Here is a 26,354-nt window from a genome sequence, read left to right on the forward strand (position 1 = left end):
CTGAAATACATATTTTAACGAATACGAAGGAGGACAAATCATGAACTTTATTGTCTGGCTTATTATCTTCTGTGAAATCGCATTTTGGGTAGTTATCTTATTAGGTTTGGTTACAAGATATATATTTAAACGTAAAAATCTCGGTTTATTCTTCTTAGCATTAACACCCGTGCTAGATTTAATATTGCTTGTTTCAACAAGTTTAGATTTATACCACGGTGCTACCGCAGAACTACCTCACGCTATTGCAGCAGTGTACATTGCAGTTTCAATTGTATTCGGTAAAAGTATGATTCAATGGGCGGATGAAAGATTTCAGTATTATATTATGAAAGAAGGTCCAAAACCTTATAAACCGAAAGGCATTGCTTATGCTAAACAATACGGAAAAAGCTGGGTTAAACACTTAATATCTTATATTTTAGGAACTGGTATATTACATCTTATTATTTTTATCATTCACGACCCCAAACGTACAGAAGCAATGGATGATGTCATTAATTTATGGACAATTGTAATTATAATAGATTTAATCATCGCAATAAGTTACTTCATATGGCCACCACGCGATAAAAAAGCTTAAAATTATAAGCGTCAAAAAATTTAAAACAGATAAAGTATATGGCAAAATACTTTATCTGTTTTTTCTTTCTCCAATTTTGTATGTTGAAATGCTAACTAATAAAGACTATACTTGTTTCTGATAAGGAGGGATCTCAAGATGCTATTAAATGTGTCATGTTCTCTACAATTATTCATACCCAAAGTTCAAATTAAAATAAGAAGGGATTAATTATGAATAATTTTATTCAACCATATCAATATGTAAGTATTAAAGAACATTCAGAAAAACTATTTAACGTATATAAATCAGTCAATGACCCAAAAACAATCGATACTTTTCAAGCAATAACAAACGATCATATAGAACAACTTTTCACAGAAAAATATTCTGAAGTAGATAATTTCATAAACATCATTATGAATCCAAAAATCAATCGTTCACAAATTGAAAAAGTATTGCTTGGCTTAAAAGTTTATGTCATTCCTTTTCAACAACCGTCATCTAAACAAATAGAAAAAGTCTTCAAAAAGACTAAAAAACTTAAACAACCTGATTGGGATAACATTGATTTAAAAGAAACATCATATATCGGATGGAACGATTCTGGAAAACAGAAAAAATATATCATCATGTATGAAGATGATAAATTGACTGGTGTAGTTGGTGATTTATCTACAACTATTAAACCAGGTGTATGTAGTATTTGTAAGAAAGAATCTAATGTTTCCATGTTCTTATCAACTACGAAATCTAAAGGCGATGGCACATATACAAAGAACGGCAATTATATATGTCACGATAGTATTCGCTGTAACCAACAATTAGATCAACTAGAAGGTCTATACGATTTCATACGCACAGTTAAAATGAAATAATGAATGAAAACAAAGGATCCAGGACAAATTTATGTTCTGGATCCTTTGTTATATATGAGGGTATTATAGTGACTCTAATGGGCAATAAATTTCAGTCTAGCACGTTACATTTTCTTACGGGCTAGTCGTTGTAAACAAGCACGTTAGCGTATTATTCTTCATCTTTATTATGTGATTTCACCCTAAATTCATTGGATACTCTGCTCTAAAGGGCAAGAAATTTGGGACTAGCACGTTACATTTTCTTACGGGCTAGTCGTTGTAAACAAGCACGTTAGCGCTTGATTCTTCATCACCTTAATGTAATTTTATCCTAAATTCATTGGATACTCTGCTCTTACGGGCAAGAAATTTCAGTCTAGCACGTTACATTTTCTAACGGGCTAGTGAATGTAAACAGGCACGTTAGCACATTATTCTTCATCGTTATTTGGATTTATATACTAAACTCTTTTTATATCCAACCTTTTTCTATAGCAATTTGCCAAGCGTCGAAACGGTTTTCCGCTTCTAATTTTTCTATGATTGTCGATGTGTAATTTCTTATCGTCCCATCTGACAAAAATAGTTCTTTAGAAATCTCTTTGCTCGATAATCCTTTTCCAATCTTTTTAAGTACTAGTTGCTCTTTAGGATTTAAAGGGTTTTTATATTTAAGCATAGAAGTCATTAATGTTTCGCTATATTCCTTTTTACCATCCATTACATTTTTTATAGTTGTAACTAATTCATCTATTGAACGCTCTTTAAGTACGTATGCATCAATATCATTTGCAACTGCACTTTCAAAATATCCGGGGCGCTTAAATGTAGTCACGATAATAACTTTCGTATCCATATTAGACTCTTTAATTGCTTTTAATACTTCTAGACCTGTCATTTTCGGCATTTCTACATCTAATATTGCTACATCTGGTTTCTTTTCTTTTATTAATGTGAGTGCACTTTCTCCATTTGCAGTATCACCCAAGATTTCTAATTCATCGTTTAATTCCATAAGCTGTACCATGGCTTTTCTCAACATTTCTTGATCTTCAGCTATGACAATTGAAATCATAGTGTATCATCCCCCTTTTGGTAAGCTAATTGTCATTTTAAAGCCATCATCTATATTATTCACTTCAAAATCCCCATTAAATACATTGATTCTTTGCTTAATGCTTTTAAAATCATTATCGTTTATTTTTTTCATACCTTTGCCATCATCTTCAATAACCATAATAATATTTTGATCATTTTCTATAATTGTCCCTGTTACTTTTGTTGCTTGAGCGTGTTTTATCACATTATTTATCGCTTCTCTTAAAACCATAGATAATGCTGATTGCTTTGTAGGACTGAGTATATTAGCACGAATTGCATGATTAAATTCAAACGATAAATTTGCATTTTTTAATAATGTGTCCATTGTTTCTACTTCTTCTTCAAAAGATTGAAGTTTCAAGTCATCAACTATCGCTCTTACTTTTACTAGAGCTTCCTTAGATAATTCATTAACTGATGCCATTTCTTCTTTAGCTTGTTCGATATCATTATCAGCTAACTTCATCGCTAATTCAGACTTAATACTTAAACTAGCAAATACATGACCTAAAGTATCATGTAAGTCTTGACCAATACGATTTCTTTCTTGTTCAGCAATTAATATATTAATATGTTCGTTTTTACTATTAATTTCTTCTTTTAACTTATCAGCTTCAATAGCTTTAAAGTTACCTAACAAAAGCAAAATAAAAACAATACTCATAGGAGAAAGAATAAACAAATAATCTTTATAATCAAGTACAACTATCGTTAGGCTCAATGAAAATGCAATGAAATACATAAGCACTTCAATAGAATTTAGCTTTACCTGAAAAGCATAAGGTATAATGAATGCCCCATAAAAGAAGAACATAATATCAAAAGCATGGAAAAATGCCACAAAATATATAATTCCTAAAAAGTGAATCAATAATAATACTCTTCTTAATTTAACCTTTTCCGTTAAATCTTCATAAATCATAATCAAATAACTTAAAATAAAAAGGATGGTAACAAAAATACCACCCCATAAAGGACCTTTATAGCCTAATACAGTTAAACTCAGTATTGGAAAAATCAAATAAACGGTGTTTGCAGTACCTATTGGATTCGCTTTAACTTTATCTAATATGGACAATTAAATCACTTCCGTTTTTTTACGTATAAATAATGCTGTACTTATAAATATTATACAATAAACTATTAAAATAAATAGAGATTCATAGTGAAAGCTACCGCTCGTTGTAAAAGAAAGTGAGAGCTCTCTTAAATTATAAGTTGGTGTTAAATAAGAAATTTCTTTTAGCCAATTTGGAAATTGGTCTGTAGGAAACCATAGTCCTCCTATTACAGCAAGACCTAGATACAGGATATTCGCTATTGCACTAGCTTTTTGAATATCTTTAATTTGTGATATGAGCACTCCTATAGATAAGAACATGCTTGATCCTATCCATAATAAAATAGCTGATCCTATCCATTCTCCTATAGACATCTCAACACCTTTATACAACGCTCCAGTTACAAATAAAGCAATTATAGACATACAAAACATGCACATTAATTTCATAATTTTACCAGCATAATAATGTATTGGAGATAAAGGTGTTTTAAACAGATTTTTAGCCCAACCTAATTTCTTATCTTCAATCATTTCAAGTGGGAAAGTCATGATACAGAAACTGCTTAAACTAAAAGTCGCCATGCTAAACATATATTCTTTGTAAAACTTCGCTTCATATTCCTTTGGTAAATCTAACATAGCTGTGAAAATTAAATAAAAAACAAGTGGTAACATAATTGAAAGTATTAAATATGCTTTCTTTCTAGACAATAAAATGAGTTCAGATTTAAAGTAAGCCCATAACATAGGACATCAATTCCTTTCTTCATCTTTTTTGAATATAGTATCCATTAATGACTCTTTCGTAATTTCAATTTCGTTAAAATCAACATTATTCTCTATCAATTTTCTTATTATCGGATTCACATCTTCAGTTTTTATATTCAAAATGTCTTTTAGTTCTTCAATTTCAATATCTTTAAGATTTTCAATGATTTTTTTGTTTTTTAAAGGAATTTGGATATTTGTTTTATGGTCACTATGACGAATTTCACGTGGCGTGCTATCGACTATAAGTTCACCTTTATTAAGTACTATGACACGGTCAGCCATTCTTTCCACTTCTTCAATATAATGAGATGTATAAAATATTGTTTTTCCTTCTTTTTTCATTTGGTCAATTACTACCCAAAAATGCTTTCTCATTTCAGTATCCATTGCACTTGTAGGTTCATCTAAGATTACAAAGTTAGGCTTTCCAATGATGGATAATGCAAAATCAAGAATTCTACGCTCACCGCCAGATAATTTGGAAGCGAATTGTTCTAATTTTTCATCATTAAATCTAGTAATTCTTTTAAAGTCTTCAATTGAAATTGTTTGTTTATAAAACGATTTATATAAATTAAATAATTCTTTTACTTTCATCACATCTAGAAATGCTGACGTTTGAAATAATATTCCCATATATTTTTTATCGAGTTGGTATTGGTCACTTTCAATCGTTCCATTGTTTGGCTTTCTATCACCAATAATCATATCTATTAACGTTGATTTTCCTGCACCATTCGGCCCAATTAAAGCTGTACATTCACCTTTATTAATTTGAAAAGAAACATCATTCACAACTTTTTTACCATTATAAACTTTCGTTACATTTTGAACTTTAATCACTATGGCCACCACCTTTTATAAGATTGGTTTAAGTATAAATTATATTAGCTGTATGTATAAGTACAAATTGTCACGAATACACTATGACAATTGTCATAAAGTTAGTACATCTCACACTTCTCACATAAAAAAACCAACCTATCGAGTGATAGATTGGGGGTTAAACTCTTATTTATTTCTTGCTCATCATATAATAAATCATAACAATCACCATTAAGATTAATTGTGGTATAACCGTCTCATATGTTGGATATAATCCTATAAGATCTATAAATGGTAAATGATTAATTGTGTGTTGAGGCAAAATGTTGAGAATTTGTAGCGTGTGTACACTTACGCCTAATATTTTAAATGCTAATAGGAATATAAATAGTGACATAATAAAGAATAGTCTATGTATTGGTATCCATTTTGTATTTTGATTAAAGAATACGGCTATTAAAATTAAAATAAATACTGCTACTAATATTCCAAGTATGAGAGACCATGTTGAAATCTTACCTACTATACCTAAATAGAAAATAATAGTTTCCGCACCTTCTCTAAATACTGATAAAAATGCTACTAAACCGAATGTTAGTAGACTACCTGTAGACATCGCTTTATCCATGTTTTTATTAATAAATTTTTCCCATGATTCTAAACTTGATTTTGAATGTAACCAAGCACCTACAATAACCATCAAAATAACCGAGCATATACCCACTATACCTTCTGTTAATTCACGTGTAGATCCTAAATTTTCAAATATTGCCTTAAATATGAATGCTAAAGCTATACTTAATATAATTCCTAGCAAGCTTCCACTCATTACCCATTTAGATGCTTTTGTTTGTTCTGCTTTACGAGTAACTGTTAACAAAGCCATAATAATTAGCAATGCTTCTACACCTTCTCGTAAAAGGATTAAAGCTGCGTCCCAAAATGTATATCCTGCTTTAGAAATAGTTGATTTAATTTCTTGATCCAATGTCTCAAGTTCTGCTTGTATATCATCTTTATTGCTTTCATTTATTTGCCCTACATATTGTGGTATTTTCTGTTCTATTTTTGTGTACAGTTCACCATTTCTTGTGCCAATTTCATTTTCCACGTTTGGCCAAGCAACAATAAAGCTTTGTAAATCTTGTTTTGTTTTACTTAGTTTATTATTTTTGATATTTCTGATTGCTTCATCTAGATACTCATTTAAAACCGTTACATCTTGGTTGCTAGTTTTTGCATCTGACTGCTTACCTGCATGATAGTCATCAAGTTCTTTTTTGAGTTGGTCTACTTGCATTTGGGCACTACCTTGCTCGATTTTATCTTTTGTAAGTTCTATTCTAATAAACATCAATGCTGTTTCTATTTTACCGTAACGCCCAATATCTTCTTCTCTCACAATTTTTTCGTTGTTTGTCCAAGTTGAATTCAATTTATTATTAATTACCACCGCTTTGTCAAAGTCTTTGTTAGAAATAGCTGTACCCATCTCTTTAATCAACGGTTGCATTTGATTTTGCAATTTATCTCTTTTTGCTTGTTTGTCTACTGGATTTAATACTTTTTCATAATCTATCAAATCTGTTGTTAAAGTATTAAGCGATTTTATTTTTTCATCATTTGAGTTACTTTTTTCGATATTTTCTATATCATTATCAATTGTTTTAACTAATTTATGATCTTTTTTGTTAACTTTTGACCAATTTTCTTTAATATCCTTAAAGTGTGCTTCAAAAGCTTTTGTATCCTTGTCTTGGAGTGCTGTTTTGGCATCTGTCACACTAATATAAATATTACTTAAACTTATTTCCGCTTTAACAGTTATAGGGATAACTAGGCACATTAATATGGTAATACTAAATGCGATTAAATAACGCTTCACCTAAATATCCTCCTTCTTGAACACCAGGTAAACATAGAAAAATACCTGAACCTCTATGTGTGATATATTCATTCAATTTATCTTGAGCGCCCATTTTGCTTTGAATTTTAATGAATTGTTCCGGTGCTCTTTGGAATGATAAAAATAATAGTCCTGCATCAAATGCGCCAGTTTGTTCATTAATACCATCTGAGTATGAATAAGAACGTCTAAGCAAATTAGACTTCGCCTGTTTTGCTAAACTGACATGTGATTCATCCTCTATTAATTTCTCTCCATTTTTATCTTTTATATTTCTATCAAACTCGTCAAATTCTTTCTCTTTACCTAATGGAGCTCCGGAATGTCGATACCTTCCAAATGTAGCTTCCTGTTCACCAAGTGCCGTTCTATCCCATGTTTCTAACAACATTTGTATTCTTCTTACAACTAAATATGAACCGTTTTTCGCCCACCCGTCTTGAATAAACACATACTTATCTAATTCAGTTTGATTATGTATAGACGGGTTTCCAGTGCCATCTTTAAATGAAAATAAATTTCTGGGCGTTTCCATTTTTCCATCTTTTACTTTGATAGAATTAAATCCAGATTGACTCCATTTCATAGAAACTTCACCTTTAGCTACTCTTATCAAATTTCTAATAGCATGGAAATTCACTTGTGGATTATCAGAGCAAGCTTGTATACATATGTCTCCGCCAGTATATTGTTTATCTAATTGGTCTTTAGGAAAATGAGGTAAGTCTTTCAACAATTCAGGTTTATGCTTTTCAAGGCCAACTTTTTCGAAAAATGATGGACTTATACCAAAAGTTAATGATAAATGATTAGCATCTATACCGATTGTTTCACCGGTATCTGGACTTGGTAACATTTTATTTTGGCCTAACTCTTTTACCGGTTCCCCATTCATTAAATGAACGCTATAATTCGTCCAAGTTTTAAACATTTCTTTAACATCAGAAACAGACATTTTATTAATCGTTAACACTACAAAATAAATATGTTTCTGCAAATCAGTTGTAATACCTGATTGGTACTTACCATAAAATTTCACTTTATTTTTTACATCTGTTTTATCTTTTGCAAAATATTGAGAAGCTAACAAGGTTCCACCGACACCGGTAGAACCTAAAATGAGGCCAGCACCCCCAACGCCAGCAAGTTTCAAAAAATCCCTTCTTGCTATATGGTTGTCCTTGTTAGTCATAAGTTATCACTCCGTAATGACTGCCATCTGACTTAATGATTCACCTAATTTATCAACTGCTTCAGATAATTTTTTCGTATCCTCTTTTGATAATTTAGTATAGTCGACATAGCCGCCATCTTTCGTTTCATATTTTGCTAATAATTTGTTAACGTTATCAAATCTTTCTTGCGTTGTTTCAGCAACTTTTTTATCTTTTTCAGTTACTTTATCTTTAAAGATTTCAAAGATTTTTTCTGCTCCTTCAATATTTGCTTTGAAGTCATATAAATCTGTATGTGAATAAATTTCTTCTTCACCAGTTATTTTTGAACTTGATACTTCATTTAATAAATCGATAGAACCTTGCAACATTAATTTTGGTGTTACGTCTACAGTATCAACTTTTGCTCTTAACTCTTTTACATCTTTAAGTAATTGGTCTGCAACAGGTCCCATATCTTTTGTAGAGTTTTCTTCCCATAAAGTTTTTTCTATTTTATGATAACCTGACCATTCGTTTTCCTTTTTCTCTTCCTTCATATCAGCTAAGCGCGCATCAATTTTAGGATCCAGTTCGCCAAAACTTTCCGCTACTGGCTCTGATCTTTCATAATACATACGCGCTTTTGGATAAATCTCTTTAGCTTTTTCAACATCGTCAGCTTTAACAGCCTCTACAAACTTTTCAGTTTCAGTTAAAAATGTATCTAATTGTTTCGTTGTGAAATCTTTATATGCTTTTGTTTCTTTAGAAAAATCAACTTTCGTAGTTTCTTTCGTTTCTTTATCACTATTAGTTTCCTTTTTCTCATCATCATTACCACAAGCAGTTAATATTAAAGTACTTGCTAAAAGTGTTGTTGCTATTCTCTTCATGATTGGATTCTCCCCACCTAATTGATATTCATTATCACTCTTTTAATTTATTCCTATCTTTACTATTAGTCAATAAGAAATTTCAATAAAATGTAAATTAAATTGAGGGTAATCAAGGTAAAAAAGCATAAAAAAATAGGCTGGGACATTTATTTATGTCCCAACCTGTCCAAACATTTCATATTAGTCTTGTTCTTGTTCTAATATTTCTTTCGTTTTAGCATCAATCGTAAATTCTGTTGTGTCTTTATTTCCTTCTTTTAAGTCAATAGAATAAACAAGTTTACCGTTTTCTCTACTTAATGACCATTCTTTTAAATCTCCTGATGCTTTATCTTGAGCTACTTTTAAAGCATCTTCGAATTTAGCTGCATCAGATAACTTAAATGTTTTGTCATTGTCGTCGTCATCTTCTTTTTCGTTTTCAACGTTAGTAACAGAATTATCTTCCGCATTAATCAAGACTTTATTTTCATCTTGTCCATCTAATAATTCAACTTTATAACTCCACTCACCAGTTTCTTTTTCGAATGATATGTCTTTCAAACCACCTTTTTCTTCTTTTTGAGCTGTTTTAACTGCTTCTTCAGGTGATACTTTCACATCATTCCATTTTACAGTTTTTTCAGTTGCTTTATTATCAGATTTATTATCTGACATTGTAGAATCATCTTTATTGTCATTATCTTGACTGTCATTTTCTTTTTCAGTTTGTTCTGATTTTTGATCTTTTTGATCGTCTTTCATATCGTCGTCATCATTATCATTTCCGCAAGCAGATAATACTAGACCTGAAGCTAAAAGTAATGACATCCATTTAAATTTCATAATTATACCTCCTCAAGTTGATTACTATTTATATATTCACAGTTTCTTAATATTTTAAACATTTATTTATTTTATTAGACAATTATTGAATTATCAGTTATATTAATAGAAACAATAAAATAGCTCGTAAGTCTTATTAAGAGTAGGCGGAGGGAATTGGCCCGATGAAACCTCAGCAACAGGCGTAAGTACTGTGCTAAATCCAACAAGTATCAACTTGAAAGATAAGAAGATTCTCTAAACAGCTCTTCTTAATCTTAAGATGAGCTGTTTTATTGTTACTAAAACATTTAGGAGGCAATATTATGAGAACAAGAGACGACATTTTATCAGAATTAGTGGAGTTAAAACAAAACCCACCACAAAGTTTTTCAGGATCTATGTATAAAACAAATAAAAAAAATGCTTTGATTGGTGAACTGGTGGATTTAGAGAATGAACAAAATCCTGAACGCTATAAGCATAAATCACAATTCAATGAGTTCGATATTCATATTACGATTACTAAAAAATAATTAAAAACCCCGCTAGCGTATAAGCAGAAATCTTTATACGTTAGCGAGGATTTTTTATTTACAAAGGATTAAATAAATATTTGAAGATACTCAGGCTAACCTTTTAATGTTTCACCTTCTGCTTCTAATATAATTTGCATTGCTACTAATTTAGCAATATGATTACCACTTGCAGCAGAATCGATAAGTTGTGAAGGCATTGCACCATTTGTTTCACCAGCTACAAATAACCCTGGAATAGAAGTTTCTCCAAAATCATCTTTTTTAATACCTCCATTTTCATCTCTTTCAATTTGAAGTTCTTCTAAAAATGAAAATTTTGTATCCCATTCAACTGATATAATCGCACCATTCCTAGAAATTCTAGTACCATCTTCATATATCACTTCATTTATCATTCCATCTTCATGTTTAAATTCCGATACTTTACCTTGAACAAGCTTTATATTTTTCTTTTTTAAAAATGATTTATCATCTTCGGTTAATTCTGAAAAGTCTTGTGAACTTATAACTAAATCATTAGTCCAATTGCTAACTAATTTAGCCATATGCATCACTAGTTCTGGAGATACATCTACGAGTAATGATTTATTTCTTAATTCATAACCGTCACACCAAGGACAGTAAAATGCAGATTTTCCGTAAATTTCTTTCACACCTTTTATATTAGGTAATGTCTCTCTTAATCCAGTACATAACATAACTTTCTTAGCTTTGTACGTTTCATTTTTCGTTTTCACTATGAAAGTATTGTCTTCTTTAGCAATCTTTTCAACTGTATCTTGCACGCGCGTTACATCTTCATATTTATCAACATCCGATTGTGCTTTTTCCCTTAATTCTTCTGGTGTTACACCATCTTGTGTTAAAAACGCATGTGAAGTCTGTGTCACTTTATTTCTCGCATTATCATTATCTATTACCAATGTTGTTTTTAAAGCTCTTCCTAAAGTTAAAGCACTCGCTAATCCAGCTGGACCTCCACCTACTACTATACAATCAAACATATTTATACCACCTTTTTCACATATATTAAAGAGTCTTAATATCTATAGTTAGCTGTTAAAAAAAGATTTAATTTACATTAAATCTTTTAACGTCTTCGATTTTAAAGATTTCGTCATTTCATCCTCCGCAGAGTTTAAAATAGATTGAACTTTACATTCCGGACCATGATTAAAACTATCTTCTATCATGCTTCTATGACCATCGATTGCAGTAATGATGTCATATATTCTAATGGTTTCCCAATTATTCACTAAATAATAACCACCCTTAGCACCAGAAGCTGATTTAATCACACCAGCTTTGACAAGTTGAGTTAAAATTTTAGATAAATACGTAACAGAAACATTTAGCACGTCAGATAACCTCTTTACAGTTACAGGCTGATTATCACCATTGCTTATTAAATATAGTAATGAATGTAAAGCATAATCTGTACCTTTAGATATCTTCATGTTACACCTCTGTATTATAGATATTGTGTGTCTATAATATCATATATATTATTATTGTCTATAGATAAGCTTAAGGATTTAAAATTTATATTTTATTCTAACTATATGAATCCTCTAATAAAAACCAATTTTTAGCGTAATATAGCAAAAAAATTTTATTGACATACGAGTAAAGCTGTTACATATTTATATATAGTAATGATAATGATTATCATTAACAAAGGAGGATATTATATAATATGAAAAACCTAACTAAATTATTTATAGTTACACTAGCATCCATCATATTGATGGCAGCTTGTGGAAGTAACAACTCAGAAAAATCTTCTGAAGCTAAAAAAGATAATGAGACAGTAAAAATCGAACACGCTATGGGAACAACGGAGATTAAAGGAAAACCAAAACGTGTTGTTACGTTATATCAAGGTGCAACAGATGTCGCCGTTGCTTTAGATGTTAAGCCAGTGGGCGCTGTTGAGTCTTGGACTCAAAAACCAAAATACGATTACATAAAAGAAGACTTAAAAGACACTAAAATTGTTGGTCAAGAGCCATCACCTAACTTAGAAGAAATTGCTAAATTAAAACCTGATTTAATAGTAGCTTCTAAAGTAAGAAACGAAAAGCAATATGAACAACTTTCTAAGATTGCACCGACTATAACTCATAATACCGTATATAAGTTCAAAGATACTCTTGAAATGATGGGTAAAGCTCTAGGTGAAGAGAAAAAAACAGATGAATTATTAAAAAATTATAATGAGAAAGTTACACAATTCAAAAAAGATGCGAAAGGAACATTCGGAGATAAATGGCCTGTTTCAGCTTCCGTTATTAACTTCAGAGCAGATCATGCTCGTATTTACGCAAGTGGTTATGCTGGCGATATTTTACATGATTTAGGTTTTAAACGTCCCGAAGAACAAGAAAAACAAGTTAGTAAAGGAAAAGATATTATTCAGTTAACGACTAAAGAAAGTATTCCCCTAATGGATGCAGATCATATCTTCATATTTAAAAGCGACACATCTGCTAAGGATGCGAAGTTGGCTGAAAAAACAAAGGAAGAATGGACTTCTAGTAATCAGTGGCAGAATTTAAAAGCAGTCAAAGAAAACCATGTTTCAGATAATATCGATGAAATTAATTGGAACATGGCTGGTGGTTACACATCTTCACTTAAATTAATAGATGATTTATACGATAAATTAGACATTAAAAAACAATCTTAACTTTTAAGGAGCTTCATTATGTTACTTAAACCGCAGTACAAATTATTGCTCTCTAGTTTATGTCTGATCATTATAACAATTTTAAGTTTAACAATTGGAAATACGCTTGTATCACTACCTCAGTTGATACAAGCGTTGTTCCAATTTGATAGTAAAAACGATATTCATACTCTAGTTTTTGAATCACGTTCTTCTAGAACTATAATTGCTTTATTAACAGGAGCTTCGTTAGCCGTATCAGGATTGTTTATGCAAGTATTGACCCGTAACCCTATTGCATCGCCAGGACTTTTTGGAGTTAATGCTGGGGCTGTATTTTTTGTTATTGTTGGTTTAACTCTATTTAGTATACAATCCTTTCAATTCTTAATTTTTCTATCTTTCTTCGGTGCAATTTTAGTTACTATAATTGTGGTTACCCTTGGTATGTTTAAACAAGCACGCTTTTCACCCAAGCGAGTTATTTTAGCAGGGGCTGCCATTTCTGCATTATTCAGTGCTTTCACGCAAGGTATTATGATAATGAATGAAAGTAATTTACAAAGTTTTTTATTTTGGTTAAGTGGTTCCGTATCAGTTCGTAATATATGGGAATTTCCATGGGTGATACCAATTATCTTTATTACGCTTCTAATTGCGTTTTTTATGTCCGCACACTTAAATATTTTAATGACTAGTGATGATATTGCTAAATCGCTTGGACAAAAAGTTATATTAACAAAACTCACTATAATTTTAATCATCAGTATTCTTGCTGGAATATCAGTAGCAATTGCGGGTCCTATCATGTTTGTTGGTCTAATAATACCTAATATCAGCAAAAAATTATTGCCACTAAACTATAAATATTTAATACCATTCAACGCTATAAGTGGCGCTATACTCATGTTGTTATCAGATATCGTTTCCCGTATTATCATTGCACCATTAGAACTACCAATTGGTGTTATCACAGCAATAATCGGCGCGGTTACACTTATATATATTATGAGGAAGGACGTACAAAACATATGAATGAGACACTATCTAAACAAGACACAAATCGTTTAATCAGCGCATTAATACTATTATTAATACTGTCATTCATAAGTTTAATGTCTGGATCAACATTCATTTCACCCATAAAAATTATATCTTATATCTTTAATCCTATTGAAAGTCCAGACCAATTCACAATAGAAGTACTACGTTTACCACGTATCATTCTTGCTATAGTTGCGGGTGCTGCTTTAGGTGCAAGTGGTCTTATTTTACAAAATATTTTAAAGAATCCAATTGCATCACCTGATATCATTGGGATTACAGGAGGGGCCACTTTTGGTGCAGTATTGTTCGTCGCCTTTTTAACTCATATAAGCATCATATGGTTACCGTTATTTTCTTTAGCAGGTGCCATGCTGACTATGATATTACTTCTCTATTTTCAACAAAAAGGAAACATTCAAGCTACAACTCTAATCATAGTCGGTATAGCTTTACAAACATTGTTTGCTGCACTCGTTAACGGAATCCTTGTTATGACTAAACAACTTTCAGCATCGAAAGCTTATACTTGGATTATTGGTAGCTTGTCTGGTGCGACTTTTGAAAACAGCTTAATGTTAGGGACATTTTTACTCTGTATACTACCTTTACTAATCATTATTATTCCGAGAATGAAAATCTCTCTGTTGCATGATGATATTGCAACAGGTCTAGGGCTTAGAGTCAATCAGACAAAATTATTACAAATGTTAATCAGTACAATTCTCGCTGCATCTGCTATTAGCTTTGTAGGTAACATAGGGTTTGTAGGTTTAATTTCTCCACATATAGGAAAAACATTAATAAAAACCAATTACTTTAAACGATTATTAATGTCAGCAATTTGCGGTGCAATATCTATTGTTATTGCCGATTTAATAGGTCGAACAATTTTTATACCGAATGAAGTACCCGCAGGTGTTTTCATTGCTGCATTCGGGGCACCTTTCTTTATATATTTATTATTAACAACAAAAAAATTATAAATTAAATTTGATATTATAATTTATAAAAACCCTTAAAATCATTTGATTTTAAGGGTTTTTATTACAGGCTATACTCTTTTAATATTATAGATATGAAGTTCTCTCACTAAAAATCTTCTAATTGTTCAAATTGCGACATATATAAGTCTTTATATTTACCGCCTTGTGTCATCAGTTCATCATGGCTACCCATTTCCTTAATTTGTCCTTGTTCTATAAATACAATTCTATCTACGTGTCTAATCGTACTTAATCTATGTGCAATGATTAATGATGTTCTTCCTTGTGACAGATTTTTGAATGCTGACTGTATTTTATTTTCTGTTTCTACATCTAGAGCACTTGTTGCTTCGTCTAATATAATGATTGGTGGGTTTTTCAAGAACATTCTCGCGATTGAAATACGTTGTTTTTGTCCACCTGAAAGTTTCGTTCCTCGTTCTCCGACAACTGTATCTAAGCCAGCTGGTAATTCATCTACAAATGATCTTAATTGCGCTTGGTCGACAGCTTCATTGATTTCTACTTCTGTCGCGTTTAAGTTACCATATATTATATTATCTCTTAACGTTCCACCAAATAAGAATACATCTTGTTGAACAACACCAATTTGTTTTCTTAAAGATTCTAATGTATAAGATTTAATATTTTTATTATTGATTTTAACTGCACCTTCTATAGGATCATAGAACCTTGGTAATAACGAACAAATCGTTGTTTTACCTCCCCCACTCGGTCCTACAAGCGCTATTTTTTCACCTTGTTCAATTTTAATTGATAACTGATCTAGCACTAACTTTTCACCGTATTTAAATGATACATTTTCATATTCTATGATGTCCGGTTCATCAGTAAACTCTACAGCATCCTCACTATCTTTAATTTCAGGATCCATATTTACGATTTCTTTAAAGTTTTTAAACCCTGCAATACCTTTCGGGAATAACTCAATAATCATATTTATAGCTTCTAAAGGTTTAAATAGTAAATTCGTAATCATAATAAAAGCTACGAAACCACCGTATGACAATGAACCATTTAACACGAAATAGCTTCCCATAATCAATACGAAAATCATAGTTAATTTTTGTGCAATATGACTGATTGTTATATTCCAAGACATGAACGAATATGCTTTTAATTTAGTTGCTCTAAAATTATCATTAACTTTTTTAAATCTTGATAGTTCATAACCTTCATTTGTAAAAGCTTGAACAAGTCTCATTCCACCAACATTATCTGAGATTAATTCGTTAAATCTAGATACGTTACTAAATAAACTTTTAAAAGCTCCAGACATTTTATGGTTGAAATAAATAGTCAGTACAAAAATAATCGGTATAACACAGAAAGTAATCAATGCTAATTTCACATCAATCGTTAACATGATGACAAATGAACCAATCAACGTCATAAGTGCTACGAATATATCCTCAGGTCCATGATGGGCTACTTCCCCAATATCCATCAAGTCATTCGTTAAACGACCAATAATTTTACCCGATTTCTGGTTATCAAAAAATCCAAAATTCATTTTTTGAATATGTTCATACAGTTCATTACGAATGTCTCTTTCAATATTAGTCCCCAGTTTATGCCCCCAATACGTTACGATGAATTTTAATACAGATTCAACAACGTATATGAATAATAAAATAAAAACAAATATTACAATCCAACTCCAATTCTTAGTTGGTAGCAAACGGTCTATAAATATACTCGTAATTAATGGAAAAATGAGTTCTAAAATACCTACAAACACAGCTGAACCAAAATCTAAGAAAAATAATCCTTTATAGGGTTTATAATATTGGAAGAATTCCTTCATAATTAACCTCCTATGAATAAATTTAATCAAAGACCATTATACTATAATTTTAAAATTTTACTTTAGTTTTCTAAAAATAAATAAATTTAATTATTATTGCAAACTAAAATAATATATTATTGATTAATAAAAAGAAGATATTGAGCATATAGAGAGTTGGTTAGACAAATCAGAATATTTTGATGGCCTTGTTGCCTTTTCTTATGAGTCTTGGCAATAAGGAAAACGCTAAGTACATGCTCCCTTCGTCTTGCAACTTTTATGAGTCCATTCCAAGCGCTTATACATAAAAAACAATCCAAGGCATATATAAATGTCTCGGACTGTTTCATTATAATGAGATTCCTGTCACGCTCTCTCGTTCATCTATTAAATTAAAGCATCATTACCTTTTTCTTGTTCTACTAATTTACTGTCATATATTTTAATGAATGGTAACCAAATTAAGAATGCGACTATAGCGCATATTATTGATACAAATACTGCCATTAAACTACCTGCTGTGCCTATAAATGCGCCAAAACCAATTGGAGACGGCCATGGTACTTGTGCAATGATTGGTTTTACAAGTTCTAATTTAATTGTCCAATATCCAATTGATGCTGAAACCATAGGTGCTAAGAAAAATGGTATCGCTAAAAACGGGTTATAAACTATTGGCAATCCAAACACGAGGGGTTCATTAATATTAAATATGCCAGGAACTAATGAAGCTTTACCCAATACTTTTAATTGTTCTGACTTTGCTAACAATGCAATAAAGAGACATAAACCTAGTGTTGCACCAGATCCACCTATAATTACAAAAGTATTTTGGAACTCACCTGCAAATGGTATATTCGCACCATCAATATTTAATTGCATATTTGATAATACAATTGGTGTAATAAAAGCACCAATAATGTTTGCTCCATGTATACCTACTATCCAAAGTGCATGTATTAAGAAGTAAATGACTAGTATACCAGCCCAACTACTCGTTAAGTTAACTACGAAACCAAAGGGAACTGCAATAATTTTAAAAATATCTGTATTAAATGCTACTAGTATACCTGTAAAAGTTAATATGACAAACGCTACTAAAAATGCTGGAATAAGCGCTGTAAATGATCTTGAAACACCTTCTGGTACTGCTTCTGGCATTTTAATTATCCATTTACGTTTCACACATAACCTATACAATTGTACTGCAATAATAGACATAATAATTGCTGTAAATATCCCAGTTGTACCTAGTCTAGTCACACCATCTGCAGACATCTCCCAACCTTTAAATATATTCATATCTTTATTCGCAATATTAACCAAAACCATTTTGCCATCTTCCATCACTAATTGTGGGATGGCCATAAAATAAGCAAACATTGATAACAATGCTCCGTTTAATGGGTTAACATTTAAATCTTCTTCATCAGCATAAATCTTCGTATATTCATATCCAATAACTAAACAGAAATATAATGCTAATATTCCCATTGTCGCTTTATTGGCTAACATGTATAAATCGCCAATCTTAAAAAACGTACTGTTCCAGAATCCTTCTAAAAACGTAAAAGTCTGTGGTATAACATTTAATACTAAAAACATAGATCCTACAATCGTAAAAGGTATACACGCCATCCCAGCGGCCATAATCGCTCTTACTATTCTAAACGAAGCTACTTTCCCCATCGGACCCATCAAGTATTTCTCTAAAAATGCGAATACTTTATTTTCTGATTCCATAAAAAGACCCCTTTTCTATGTTAATTCATAGCATTTTCAAATTTTTTCAATCGTTTATAGTGCCAATCTTTGTCTTGTCTAATATTGTTTAATCTAAATAAAATAAATCCACTTATTAAAATACCAACTGCTAAAACACAAATAATGAGTAATCTTGATGCGTATTGATTAATCATAAATGGATATAACTGTTCAAACATCGGTGTAAATAAAACAATTGGTATGATCAATAAATTCACGCCAGTTAAAATCCTAAAACAATAAAACGTATACTTAGCATTATTAGAGTGATTTCCATACATTTTCACTTGTTCTGCTACGCTAATTAAAATGATAATCATCATTAGAAGAGGTATAACAAATGTCCATGAACGACTCGTTATAAGATAGAAAAACCAATATAAATTAGAAAAGAAAAATAGTGCTGAAGCGTATCTCACCAATAAGTATCGATTGAAATACATAGACTTTATACTCGTCTCTTTTCTATTCTTTTCAAATGTTGCTTTTGTCTTTTTATTCATTTTCATCCCTCATTTAAGCAGTTTCATTTACTTTTTTATAAAGGTGTAACATTTCAGATGCAACTTCTTTTAAAGTCATCGTCGTCATGAGATGATCTTGTGCGTGAACCATTATAATTTCCATATTGATAGATTCACCAGACGCATACTTCTGTAATAACTCAGTTTGTGATTGATGTGCTAACGTAATCTCTTCATTAGCATCTTCTAACTGTTCAAATGCAATTTCATAATTTTCTTCACGCATATTTTTAAATGCGTCATGTATCGTCGTTCGAGCTGTTCCACTGTGTAAAATAATCTCAAACGCAACTACTTGAATATCTTCCTGTTCCATAAGCTAATCCCCTTTATTAACGATATTGATTTATCATAAAATCTTTAAACATTTGATAAGTTTTACATTCCATCAGCTTCTGTATATTTTCTTCAGAGTCGATCAAATTTACTATGACATCGATAATCGTTTTTAATTCATTATCATTATATTTTGAAGGAGAAAGCATGATGACCACTTTAATGTTCTGATATGCATCATTCCAATATATACCTTCAGGAATAATTGCAACTGCAATACTCGAATAATCTCCTACAGGTTGGGCAGTATGCGGCACTGCTACTGCCTCACTAAATAACACCGTACTTAATTCTTCTCTATAGGCAAGTTGATTTCTCAGCTTACATTCAAAATCTCTATCTTCTTTAATACTTAATTGTTGAATTAGGCGATTATAAATACTTTCTTTGTCTATTGATCCTTCAATATAATTAAATAAATAATCGCTACAATATTGGTCAAAATAATAACTATATTGCTGTAACTGCACGTTATCTTTATCTTCCAATTGATGACTCTGCAATCGTTTCGTGTCTTGCTGTTGAATGTATGTATTAATATTTCTTATATCTACTTCATTTAACAATACATTCACTTGAATGACAGGTACTTTAAATACAATTGTTGATAAATCAATAGAAGATATAATTAAATCTATTGATTCTAGCTTTTTATCCGTTATTTCATAATAACTAATGACATCTACAATGTTCATTTGCATGTTAAATTCTCGTGCAACACGAACTTTTAATACTTGTGCACTTCCATATCCAGTCGCACAAATTATCAATACATTTAATTTTTCTCGCTGTTCATATTTTTCTATAGCTGCTAGTAAGTGAAGCGTTAAATATGCCCACTCGCCATCGCTCACATTTTGGTCCTTTAATTCTTGTAATTGACTAAAATATTGCCTTGTCATTTCAAGTACATCATTATTTTGATTTCGTATATCATTCAAAATAGGATTCTCTAAATGTATTCCATTTTGAACTCGCTTCAAAAGTGGTTCTAAATGAGTAACAAGTCCATATAATAATTGATTGTCTGAAGACATTGGATAGTCGAAATCTGTTTCAATCTCTTTCAAAATCTTTTCAACACGTTTAGACAAATTACTTTGTGAGTGACTTTGTAACTGTTTTGTACCTTTACTCATAATATGCAAACTTATATATTTCGCTTCTTCTTCAGGAAAAGAAATTTGATAAATCCTTTCGACTCTAGAAAGGATTTTTTTAGCTACAATCATCTCTTTTTCTGTTAATACTTCTTCATTAGATGTAATAGTATTTAAAGAATATCCATCCAAAAGCCTTCTAATCATCAAACCTAAATGTAATACTAAGTTTTGCAATATATAATCTGACAAATAAACTTTTGATTCTCTCGTCTCATCCACAACAATGATTGCTAATTCTTCCATATTAATTTGTTGTAAGAGTGGTGTATCTTGAAAATACTTATTTATCGAACTAAAAAAACTATTTCCCAAGAAATAATCCATTATAAAATGTCTTTTATCTCTTTCATCACCTTTTATAACTAGACCGTTTTGCTGTTTACTAACAAGTTCTAAATTATAATGCGCAATTAATTTCTTTATACTTGAAATATCTTGTGAAATAGTAGATCGTGATATATACAATTGATTACTTAATTTCTCAATAGTCATACATTTTTTATTAAAAAGAAGTAAATTCAATATATAATACTGTCGATCTTTTGCATCATTGATATTTTCTTGTTTAGATTCATCTAAAGATAAATATTGTTTTAAAAATTTTTCAAACTCTATCACTAAATCTACCTTTAAAAAGTAACCAAATCCTTGTTTTGAGATAAGTGTGGCACCGTTCTTTTGAACTTCGGGTTTAAGTTGTTTGATGTATTTTCTAACTGTTCTATCTGATATCTCTAACATTGATGCTATTTCTGAACTTTTAACAAACTCATTGCGTCGTTGTGATAAATAACTGAGTATATCTATTTCTCTCTGACTTAGCATAAGCTTCCCTCATTTCATAGAGAATATTATACTGATTATTCTGTTTCTTTTAAAATCAGGTTTGCTAATTTTTCAATCCCCATTGGAATTGGAACATAAGCCTGTGCTGGTATATTAACAACAGGTTTATTTACTTTATCACCTGTTTCTTTTAACTTTTTATAATACATTTTTGTTTGTGGACTGACTAAATATAAATCAAATGATTGCTTTTCAATCATTTTTCCACCTTCATTTGCTGAAATTGCATCCACTTCTATTTCATGACCTTTTTCTTTTAAAAATGTTGTTGTTTTCTTTGCCATCAGTGAAGATGACATTCCTGCTGCACAAATTATTAATACTTTTTTCATATTTATTACCTCCGATTTTTATAAATTTTCACCGTTAGATTGAATGACTTTTTTGTACCAATAGAATGAATCTTTTCTAGACCGCTCTAAAGTTCCATTACCTTCATTATCTTTATCAACATGAATAAATCCATAACGCTTTTTCATTTCTCCAGTTCCTGCAGAAACTAAATCTATACATCCCCATGGTGTATAACCCATTAAGTTCACACCATCTTCTTCAACAGCTTTAATAAATTGTTCTATGTGTGCTTTCAAATATTCTATTCGATAATCATCATGTATTATGCCATCTTCCCCAGCTTCATCAATTGCACCAAAACCATTTTCTACAATAAATAAAGGCAATTGGTACATATCAGTAAACCAGTTCAACGAAAAACGTAACCCCTCTGGATCAATTTGCCATCCCCAGTCAGAAGCTTTTACATATTCATTTCTTACTAAATCTCTCGTTTCAACATAATCATAATATTCGTTAGATTGTTCATGTGAAATTGCAAATGACATATAGTAACTAAAGCCAATATAATCTACAGTTCCTTCCTGTAAATCATTCAAATCTTCTTCTGTAATATCTAAATTAAAAGACTTATTCTTGAAATATTGCTGCATGTGACTTGGATAAGAACCGTGTACATGAACATCTGTAAAATAGTATCTTTTTTGCATAGCTTTTTGAGCCATTAATATATCTTTAGGATTACACGTTGCAGGGTAAATTGGGCACATCGCAATCATACAACCTATTTCGAATTCAGGATTAATATCATGACCAATTTTTACCGCTTTAGCACTTGCAACTAGTTCATAGTGTGAAGCTTGATACATAATCTGTTCTCTATCTTCACCTTCTTTATATCTCACGCCTGAATTTGTAAAAGGCGCAAAATCTTCGTTGTAATTAGCTTGGTTGTTTATTTCATTAAATGTCATCCAATATTTAACTTTATTCTTATAACGTTTAAAACAAACTTCTGCAAAACGAACGAAGAAATCTATTACTTTACGGTTTCGGAAACCACCATATTCTGTTACTAAATGATAAGGCAATTCAAAATGAGAAAGTGTTACGACTGGTTCGATACCGTATTTTAAACATTCGTCAAATAGATCATCGTAAAATTGAAGGCCTTTCTCATTTGGTTCTAACTCATCACCATTTGGGAATATTCTTGTCCAAGCTATAGATGTTCTAAAACATTTGAAGCCCATTTCACTAAATAATTTAATATCTTCTTTATATCGATGATAAAAATCTATCGCTTCATGGTTCGGGTAATTTTTGCCTTCGATTACACCATTGGTAATTTCTCTATGATGACCATGAGAAGCTGCTGTCATAACATCAGCAACACTAATTCCTTTACCATCCTCTTGCCAAGCACCTTCAAGTTGGTGAGCAGCAACAGCTCCACCCCACAGAAAGTCATCGCGTAATTTAGACATTCAATTCTTCCTCCTTGTGAACTTGTTATATTAGATACACTTTTATTGTAAACGTTTACAGCGAGGTATAGCATCTTGGATACTTCCGTATTACTCCGGAAGTTATGTATTGAATACGGAAATATAATATTTCGAGAATAACGATGGCCTTATTGTCTTTTCTCACCAAACGTGTCAATAACGATAAGCTAATTTTCAAGAGGACACCCACGTGCAACGTAGTTTATCCTTATTTCACAAAAAACCACCACTCAATTCTTCTTTAATTGAGTGGTGGTTCGTTTTTATTTTCTTATTAACGATTAATGGATCGTGCTATTCTTGAGACTGTATGTCTTTGTCCTCTTATCGCTTTGCTTAGTGCGTATATGTTTTCGACTGGTGCTAGACCACCGTATCCTGCATCTCCAATATGCTGTATGTCTACGCCTAATGTTTTATTTTTTATAGCCATTTCTTTAATAGTAGATTCATCTGCGCTTTCTTGCGATGTTCCAATAGCACTCATAACAAGCGCTCCGTGTTGATGTGCAACTTTTACTGCTTCACGAACTTCTTCTTCGGACACACCCCAAACTGTTCCTACTGCTGGTACAAGTATGATATCAGCACCCGCTTCTACAAATCGAGTTACAACTTCTAAATCGACTACTGCTTCGTCTACACCTGAACCGTGCATTTTACCCGCTATAATCAATCCATCAAAATGATTTTTTGCTGTTTCGATTGCTTCTAATATATTTAGGTTCGTTACACCTGTGGCTGGATTACCTGTTAAACATACAAAATCAAATCCTAGTTCATTTGCGTGCTTAAATGTTTTTTCTGTTGCTTTTCTACCGTACGATATTTCTAATTTCGATTCGGCCATTTTGGCTTCGTCATCTACAGGTTCTAAGTTAACGCCAATAGGTCTGCCTACTAGATTTTTTAAATCTTTAATTGGCTCTCCGGTACCTTGATATTCTTTGTTATATAATCCCTTTATTTCTGGGTTCACGACATCAAAAGCATTTAATAAAATCATATCCGCACCAAAAGCGGTTGCCATTTCTGCATTTGTAACATCTAGTACAAGCGCTGGATCGTGTACAACAATGTTCTCACTTAACACTGTTCTACCTTCACTAGCTTTAATGCTTTGTTTTAGTTCTTCTTTCGTAAACTTTGAAATATCAGATGCATTAGCACTTATCAAACGTTTTTCCACACAATCACCCTTCCGCAATTTATACAGTTTAACGATATATAGAAACACATGGTTAGTCAAATAATTATTGTTTCTTAGCTTTAACCATTAAAAATGGAGGAAATTGCTTTAATTTATTAATTCGTTTCTCATCAAAATATTGAAAAACTTCCTCTGATTGACCTAAATCTTTAACATATTGAATTTCAAGACCATGCTGAATTAAATTATTAAAAATTGTTTCGATTGTATGATGATATTTTTTAACATTTTGATCCAACCAATATGAAGTTCGACTTGTTTCATCAAAGTAATGTTCCATTCTTAAATAAACACCATCACTATCCTCTTTCTTTACTTCCGGATCCATTGTAGCCGTTTGTATAGGATGCTCCATTGTGAATAATAACGTCCCATCTTTATTCAACAATTCACTGATTTTTTGACAACATAAATTAAAGTCTTCTATATAATGTAATACGAGTGACGAGACAACAACATCAAAAGTTTCTTCGCATTTAAAATCCATAAAATTTGTACAATGAAGATCCACTTGTTCATTGTTAAAATGTTTCCGACATTCGCTTATCATCTTTTGAGACTGATCTATACCTACTACCCTTGCAGGTTCATAATCCAAAATATATTGAATTAAATTCCCCATACCACATCCAATATCTAACACTGCTTTACCTTTTATCACAGGCATAGCACGCTTTACTTCAGGCATCTCGACTACTTCATTGTAACTCAAATCATTTTGTCTTTTTTTCTTATAACTTTCAAAGAAATCCGAATGGTCATATATATTATTCACATTTAAAGCCCCTTTCAAATATTAATTATAATGGATACACCAATCCCCTAATATTGATGATTGTAGTCATTGATGTGACCAATGATTTCCTTCAACTTCCGGTGTCACTATTTATTAGCAGTAGCTTCAAATGTTATAGTTTGTGTTGAACTTGTAGGATATTTTCCATGTTCATAGTCAGCTGAAATTATTATGTTTTCAAATCCGATATGTTCAAGTATCATTTTAAATTCTTCAATTCCATACCAACGAATCGAAAATTGTTCTAATTCTGTTTGTATCAATTCACCATTACGCCATTTTTCATATCTATTATGAGATGTTGTATGTTGATGGATATAATCGATCTCAATTAATTTACTCTCTAATGTGATTTTTTCGGAATTCTGATTTTCCCAAACTCTAGTTGAGGTATTGCCAACCTTTAAGTCCGTTTGTAAAAATATATCTACAATCAACTTACCACCATCAGCAAGATGATTATAAAAATTATTTAAAGCATTAAAGGAATCTTCTCTTTCATGTAGTAATAAAAATGTTCCAGTAGGCACAATTATGGCTTCATATTCTGCATTTAATAAAAATGATTCCATTTTCCCTTTAAATATCTTAGGATTCAATCCTTGTATTTCGCAGTTTTTTCTACATATTTCTAACATTTCTTCCGAGAAATCCAAGCCAGTAACTTTCAAACCTTCTTCTAAAAGAGGAATGAGTAGCCTCCCAGTACCAACTCCCGGTTCAAGAATAGGTCCCGTACAAGATTTTAATCTATCTTTATAAAATTCTACATCACCAAATGAATGTCCGATATATTTATCAATATCGTAGACTTCTGAAGAAAGTTTACTATAATAACCAAACATACTATCTATCCCCTTTTTGGGTTATTTTACTATTAGTTTAAATCATTATTCTAAACTTGTCACAATATAATCAAAT

26 protein-coding genes and 1 riboswitch are annotated in these 26,354 nt (G+C 31.2%); of the genes, 6 read left to right on the forward strand and 20 right to left on the reverse strand.

Going from position 1 to position 26,354, the window contains the following annotated elements; all coding sequences use genetic code 11:
* The first annotated feature begins 40 nt into the window (after nucleotides 1–40).
* Both ACNMOQ_RS11715 and ACNMOQ_RS11720 read left to right on the forward strand, forming a co-directional pair.
* Nucleotides 41–583 (forward strand): hypothetical protein, encoded by a 543-nt coding sequence (locus ACNMOQ_RS11715; RefSeq protein ID WP_218688244.1) that lies wholly within the window; start codon nucleotides 41–43, stop codon nucleotides 581–583.
* A 212-nt stretch (nucleotides 584–795) separates the two neighbouring features.
* Nucleotides 796–1,440, forward strand: coding sequence for a FusB/FusC family EF-G-binding protein (locus ACNMOQ_RS11720; RefSeq protein ID WP_064211160.1), 645 nt, complete (start codon nucleotides 796–798; stop codon nucleotides 1,438–1,440).
* Between the two features lie 454 nt (nucleotides 1,441–1,894).
* Here the strand turns inward: ACNMOQ_RS11720 and ACNMOQ_RS11725 are convergent, their stop codons facing one another.
* From ACNMOQ_RS11725 to ACNMOQ_RS11760, 8 genes are all read right to left on the reverse strand, one after another.
* The gene (locus ACNMOQ_RS11725) at nucleotides 1,895–2,497 is read right to left on the reverse strand and encodes a response regulator transcription factor (protein ID WP_147641082.1); all 603 of its coding nucleotides are present in this window, start codon (nucleotides 2,495–2,497) and stop codon (nucleotides 1,895–1,897) included.
* Nucleotides 2,498–2,503: 6 nt separating this feature from the next.
* Nucleotides 2,504–3,601 (reverse strand): sensor histidine kinase, encoded by a 1,098-nt coding sequence (locus ACNMOQ_RS11730; RefSeq protein ID WP_135032552.1) that lies wholly within the window; start codon nucleotides 3,599–3,601, stop codon nucleotides 2,504–2,506.
* A complete protein-coding gene (locus ACNMOQ_RS11735) occupies nucleotides 3,602–4,333 on the reverse strand; it encodes an ABC transporter permease (RefSeq protein ID WP_016998436.1) in 732 nt (243 codons plus the stop codon).
* A gap of 6 nt (nucleotides 4,334–4,339) precedes the next feature.
* On the reverse strand, nucleotides 4,340–5,200 hold the full coding sequence (locus ACNMOQ_RS11740) for an ABC transporter ATP-binding protein (RefSeq protein WP_218708017.1): 861 nt from the start codon (nucleotides 5,198–5,200) through the stop codon (nucleotides 4,340–4,342).
* Nucleotides 5,201–5,372: 172 nt separating this feature from the next.
* Nucleotides 5,373–7,067: an FTR1 family iron permease gene (locus ACNMOQ_RS11745; RefSeq protein WP_416349863.1), complete on the reverse strand. Its 1,695-nt coding sequence runs from the start codon at nucleotides 7,065–7,067 to the stop codon at nucleotides 5,373–5,375.
* Nucleotides 7,042–8,280, reverse strand: coding sequence for an iron uptake transporter deferrochelatase/peroxidase subunit (efeB, locus tag ACNMOQ_RS11750; protein ID WP_064211164.1), 1,239 nt, complete (start codon nucleotides 8,278–8,280; stop codon nucleotides 7,042–7,044). Before efeB ends, ACNMOQ_RS11745 begins: the two co-directional genes overlap by 26 nt.
* Nucleotides 8,281–8,286: 6 nt before the next feature.
* Entirely contained in the window at nucleotides 8,287–9,138 is an 852-nt protein-coding gene (gene efeO / locus ACNMOQ_RS11755; protein WP_070045488.1) for an iron uptake system protein EfeO, read from the reverse strand.
* Nucleotides 9,139–9,321: 183 nt separating this feature from the next.
* Nucleotides 9,322–9,966 (reverse strand): PepSY domain-containing protein, encoded by a 645-nt coding sequence (locus tag ACNMOQ_RS11760; RefSeq protein WP_064204803.1) that lies wholly within the window; start codon nucleotides 9,964–9,966, stop codon nucleotides 9,322–9,324.
* A 130-nt stretch (nucleotides 9,967–10,096) separates the two neighbouring features.
* Nucleotides 10,097–10,197, forward strand: a riboswitch (SAM riboswitch).
* A gap of 74 nt (nucleotides 10,198–10,271) precedes the next feature.
* Between ACNMOQ_RS11760 and ACNMOQ_RS11765 the strand changes: the two genes are divergently transcribed.
* A complete protein-coding gene (locus ACNMOQ_RS11765; protein WP_064204802.1) occupies nucleotides 10,272–10,481 on the forward strand; it encodes a hypothetical protein in 210 nt (69 codons plus the stop codon).
* 95 nt (nucleotides 10,482–10,576) lie between these two features.
* On the opposite strand, the gene ACNMOQ_RS11770 is transcribed toward ACNMOQ_RS11765, so the two are convergent.
* A complete protein-coding gene (locus ACNMOQ_RS11770; RefSeq protein ID WP_194201086.1) occupies nucleotides 10,577–11,488 on the reverse strand; it encodes an NAD(P)/FAD-dependent oxidoreductase in 912 nt (303 codons plus the stop codon).
* 72 nt (nucleotides 11,489–11,560) lie between these two features.
* Complete coding sequence (locus ACNMOQ_RS11775; protein ID WP_064204800.1) at nucleotides 11,561–11,941, reverse strand: RrF2 family transcriptional regulator; 381 nt, start codon at nucleotides 11,939–11,941, stop codon at nucleotides 11,561–11,563.
* A 239-nt stretch (nucleotides 11,942–12,180) separates the two neighbouring features.
* Between ACNMOQ_RS11775 and ACNMOQ_RS11780 the strand changes: the two genes are divergently transcribed.
* Genes ACNMOQ_RS11780 through ACNMOQ_RS11790 form a run of 3 tightly spaced genes read left to right on the forward strand, consistent with a single transcriptional unit; the run spans nucleotide 12,181 to nucleotide 15,182 of the window.
* Nucleotides 12,181–13,173, forward strand: coding sequence for an ABC transporter substrate-binding protein (locus tag ACNMOQ_RS11780; RefSeq protein WP_416349864.1), 993 nt, complete (start codon nucleotides 12,181–12,183; stop codon nucleotides 13,171–13,173).
* Nucleotides 13,174–13,191: 18 nt separating this feature from the next.
* The gene (locus ACNMOQ_RS11785; protein WP_416349865.1) at nucleotides 13,192–14,187 is read left to right on the forward strand and encodes a FecCD family ABC transporter permease; all 996 of its coding nucleotides are present in this window, start codon (nucleotides 13,192–13,194) and stop codon (nucleotides 14,185–14,187) included.
* Nucleotides 14,184–15,182: a FecCD family ABC transporter permease gene (locus tag ACNMOQ_RS11790; RefSeq protein WP_282821440.1), complete on the forward strand. Its 999-nt coding sequence runs from the start codon at nucleotides 14,184–14,186 to the stop codon at nucleotides 15,180–15,182. The genes ACNMOQ_RS11785 and ACNMOQ_RS11790 overlap by 4 nt, the downstream gene beginning before the upstream one ends.
* A 106-nt stretch (nucleotides 15,183–15,288) precedes the next feature.
* Here the strand turns inward: ACNMOQ_RS11790 and ACNMOQ_RS11795 are convergent, their stop codons facing one another.
* From ACNMOQ_RS11795 to ACNMOQ_RS11840, 10 genes are all read right to left on the reverse strand, one after another.
* A complete protein-coding gene (locus tag ACNMOQ_RS11795) occupies nucleotides 15,289–17,013 on the reverse strand; it encodes an ABC transporter ATP-binding protein (RefSeq protein ID WP_167751607.1) in 1,725 nt (574 codons plus the stop codon).
* 366 nt (nucleotides 17,014–17,379) lie between these two features.
* Nucleotides 17,380–18,735, reverse strand: a complete 1,356-nt coding sequence (gene celB / locus ACNMOQ_RS11800) for a PTS cellobiose transporter subunit IIC (RefSeq protein ID WP_016998448.1) — start codon at nucleotides 18,733–18,735, stop codon at nucleotides 17,380–17,382.
* A gap of 20 nt (nucleotides 18,736–18,755) precedes the next feature.
* Nucleotides 18,756–19,259: a hypothetical protein gene (locus tag ACNMOQ_RS11805; RefSeq protein ID WP_016998449.1), complete on the reverse strand. Its 504-nt coding sequence runs from the start codon at nucleotides 19,257–19,259 to the stop codon at nucleotides 18,756–18,758.
* 13 nt (nucleotides 19,260–19,272) lie between these two features.
* Complete coding sequence (locus tag ACNMOQ_RS11810; RefSeq protein WP_416349866.1) at nucleotides 19,273–19,596, reverse strand: PTS cellobiose transporter subunit IIA; 324 nt, start codon at nucleotides 19,594–19,596, stop codon at nucleotides 19,273–19,275.
* A 16-nt stretch (nucleotides 19,597–19,612) separates the two neighbouring features.
* Entirely contained in the window at nucleotides 19,613–21,604 is a 1,992-nt protein-coding gene (locus ACNMOQ_RS11815) for a BglG family transcription antiterminator (RefSeq protein ID WP_016998451.1), read from the reverse strand.
* 35 nt (nucleotides 21,605–21,639) lie between these two features.
* Complete coding sequence (locus tag ACNMOQ_RS11820) at nucleotides 21,640–21,957, reverse strand: PTS cellobiose transporter subunit IIB (RefSeq protein ID WP_016998452.1); 318 nt, start codon at nucleotides 21,955–21,957, stop codon at nucleotides 21,640–21,642.
* An 18-nt stretch (nucleotides 21,958–21,975) separates the two neighbouring features.
* The gene (locus ACNMOQ_RS11825) at nucleotides 21,976–23,406 is read right to left on the reverse strand and encodes a 6-phospho-beta-glucosidase (protein WP_064204794.1); all 1,431 of its coding nucleotides are present in this window, start codon (nucleotides 23,404–23,406) and stop codon (nucleotides 21,976–21,978) included.
* A 295-nt stretch (nucleotides 23,407–23,701) separates the two neighbouring features.
* The gene (locus ACNMOQ_RS11830; RefSeq protein ID WP_416349867.1) at nucleotides 23,702–24,616 is read right to left on the reverse strand and encodes a DUF7916 family protein; all 915 of its coding nucleotides are present in this window, start codon (nucleotides 24,614–24,616) and stop codon (nucleotides 23,702–23,704) included.
* 64 nt (nucleotides 24,617–24,680) lie between these two features.
* Nucleotides 24,681–25,412 (reverse strand): class I SAM-dependent DNA methyltransferase, encoded by a 732-nt coding sequence (locus ACNMOQ_RS11835; RefSeq protein WP_416349868.1) that lies wholly within the window; start codon nucleotides 25,410–25,412, stop codon nucleotides 24,681–24,683.
* Between the two features lie 107 nt (nucleotides 25,413–25,519).
* Nucleotides 25,520–26,278, reverse strand: a complete 759-nt coding sequence (locus tag ACNMOQ_RS11840) for a class I SAM-dependent methyltransferase (RefSeq protein ID WP_416349869.1) — start codon at nucleotides 26,276–26,278, stop codon at nucleotides 25,520–25,522.
* Nucleotides 26,279–26,354: the final 76 nt, after the last annotated feature.

It is taken from the genome of Mammaliicoccus lentus (assembly GCF_947036595.1).
Taxonomy (GTDB): domain Bacteria; phylum Bacillota; class Bacilli; order Staphylococcales; family Staphylococcaceae; genus Mammaliicoccus; species Mammaliicoccus lentus.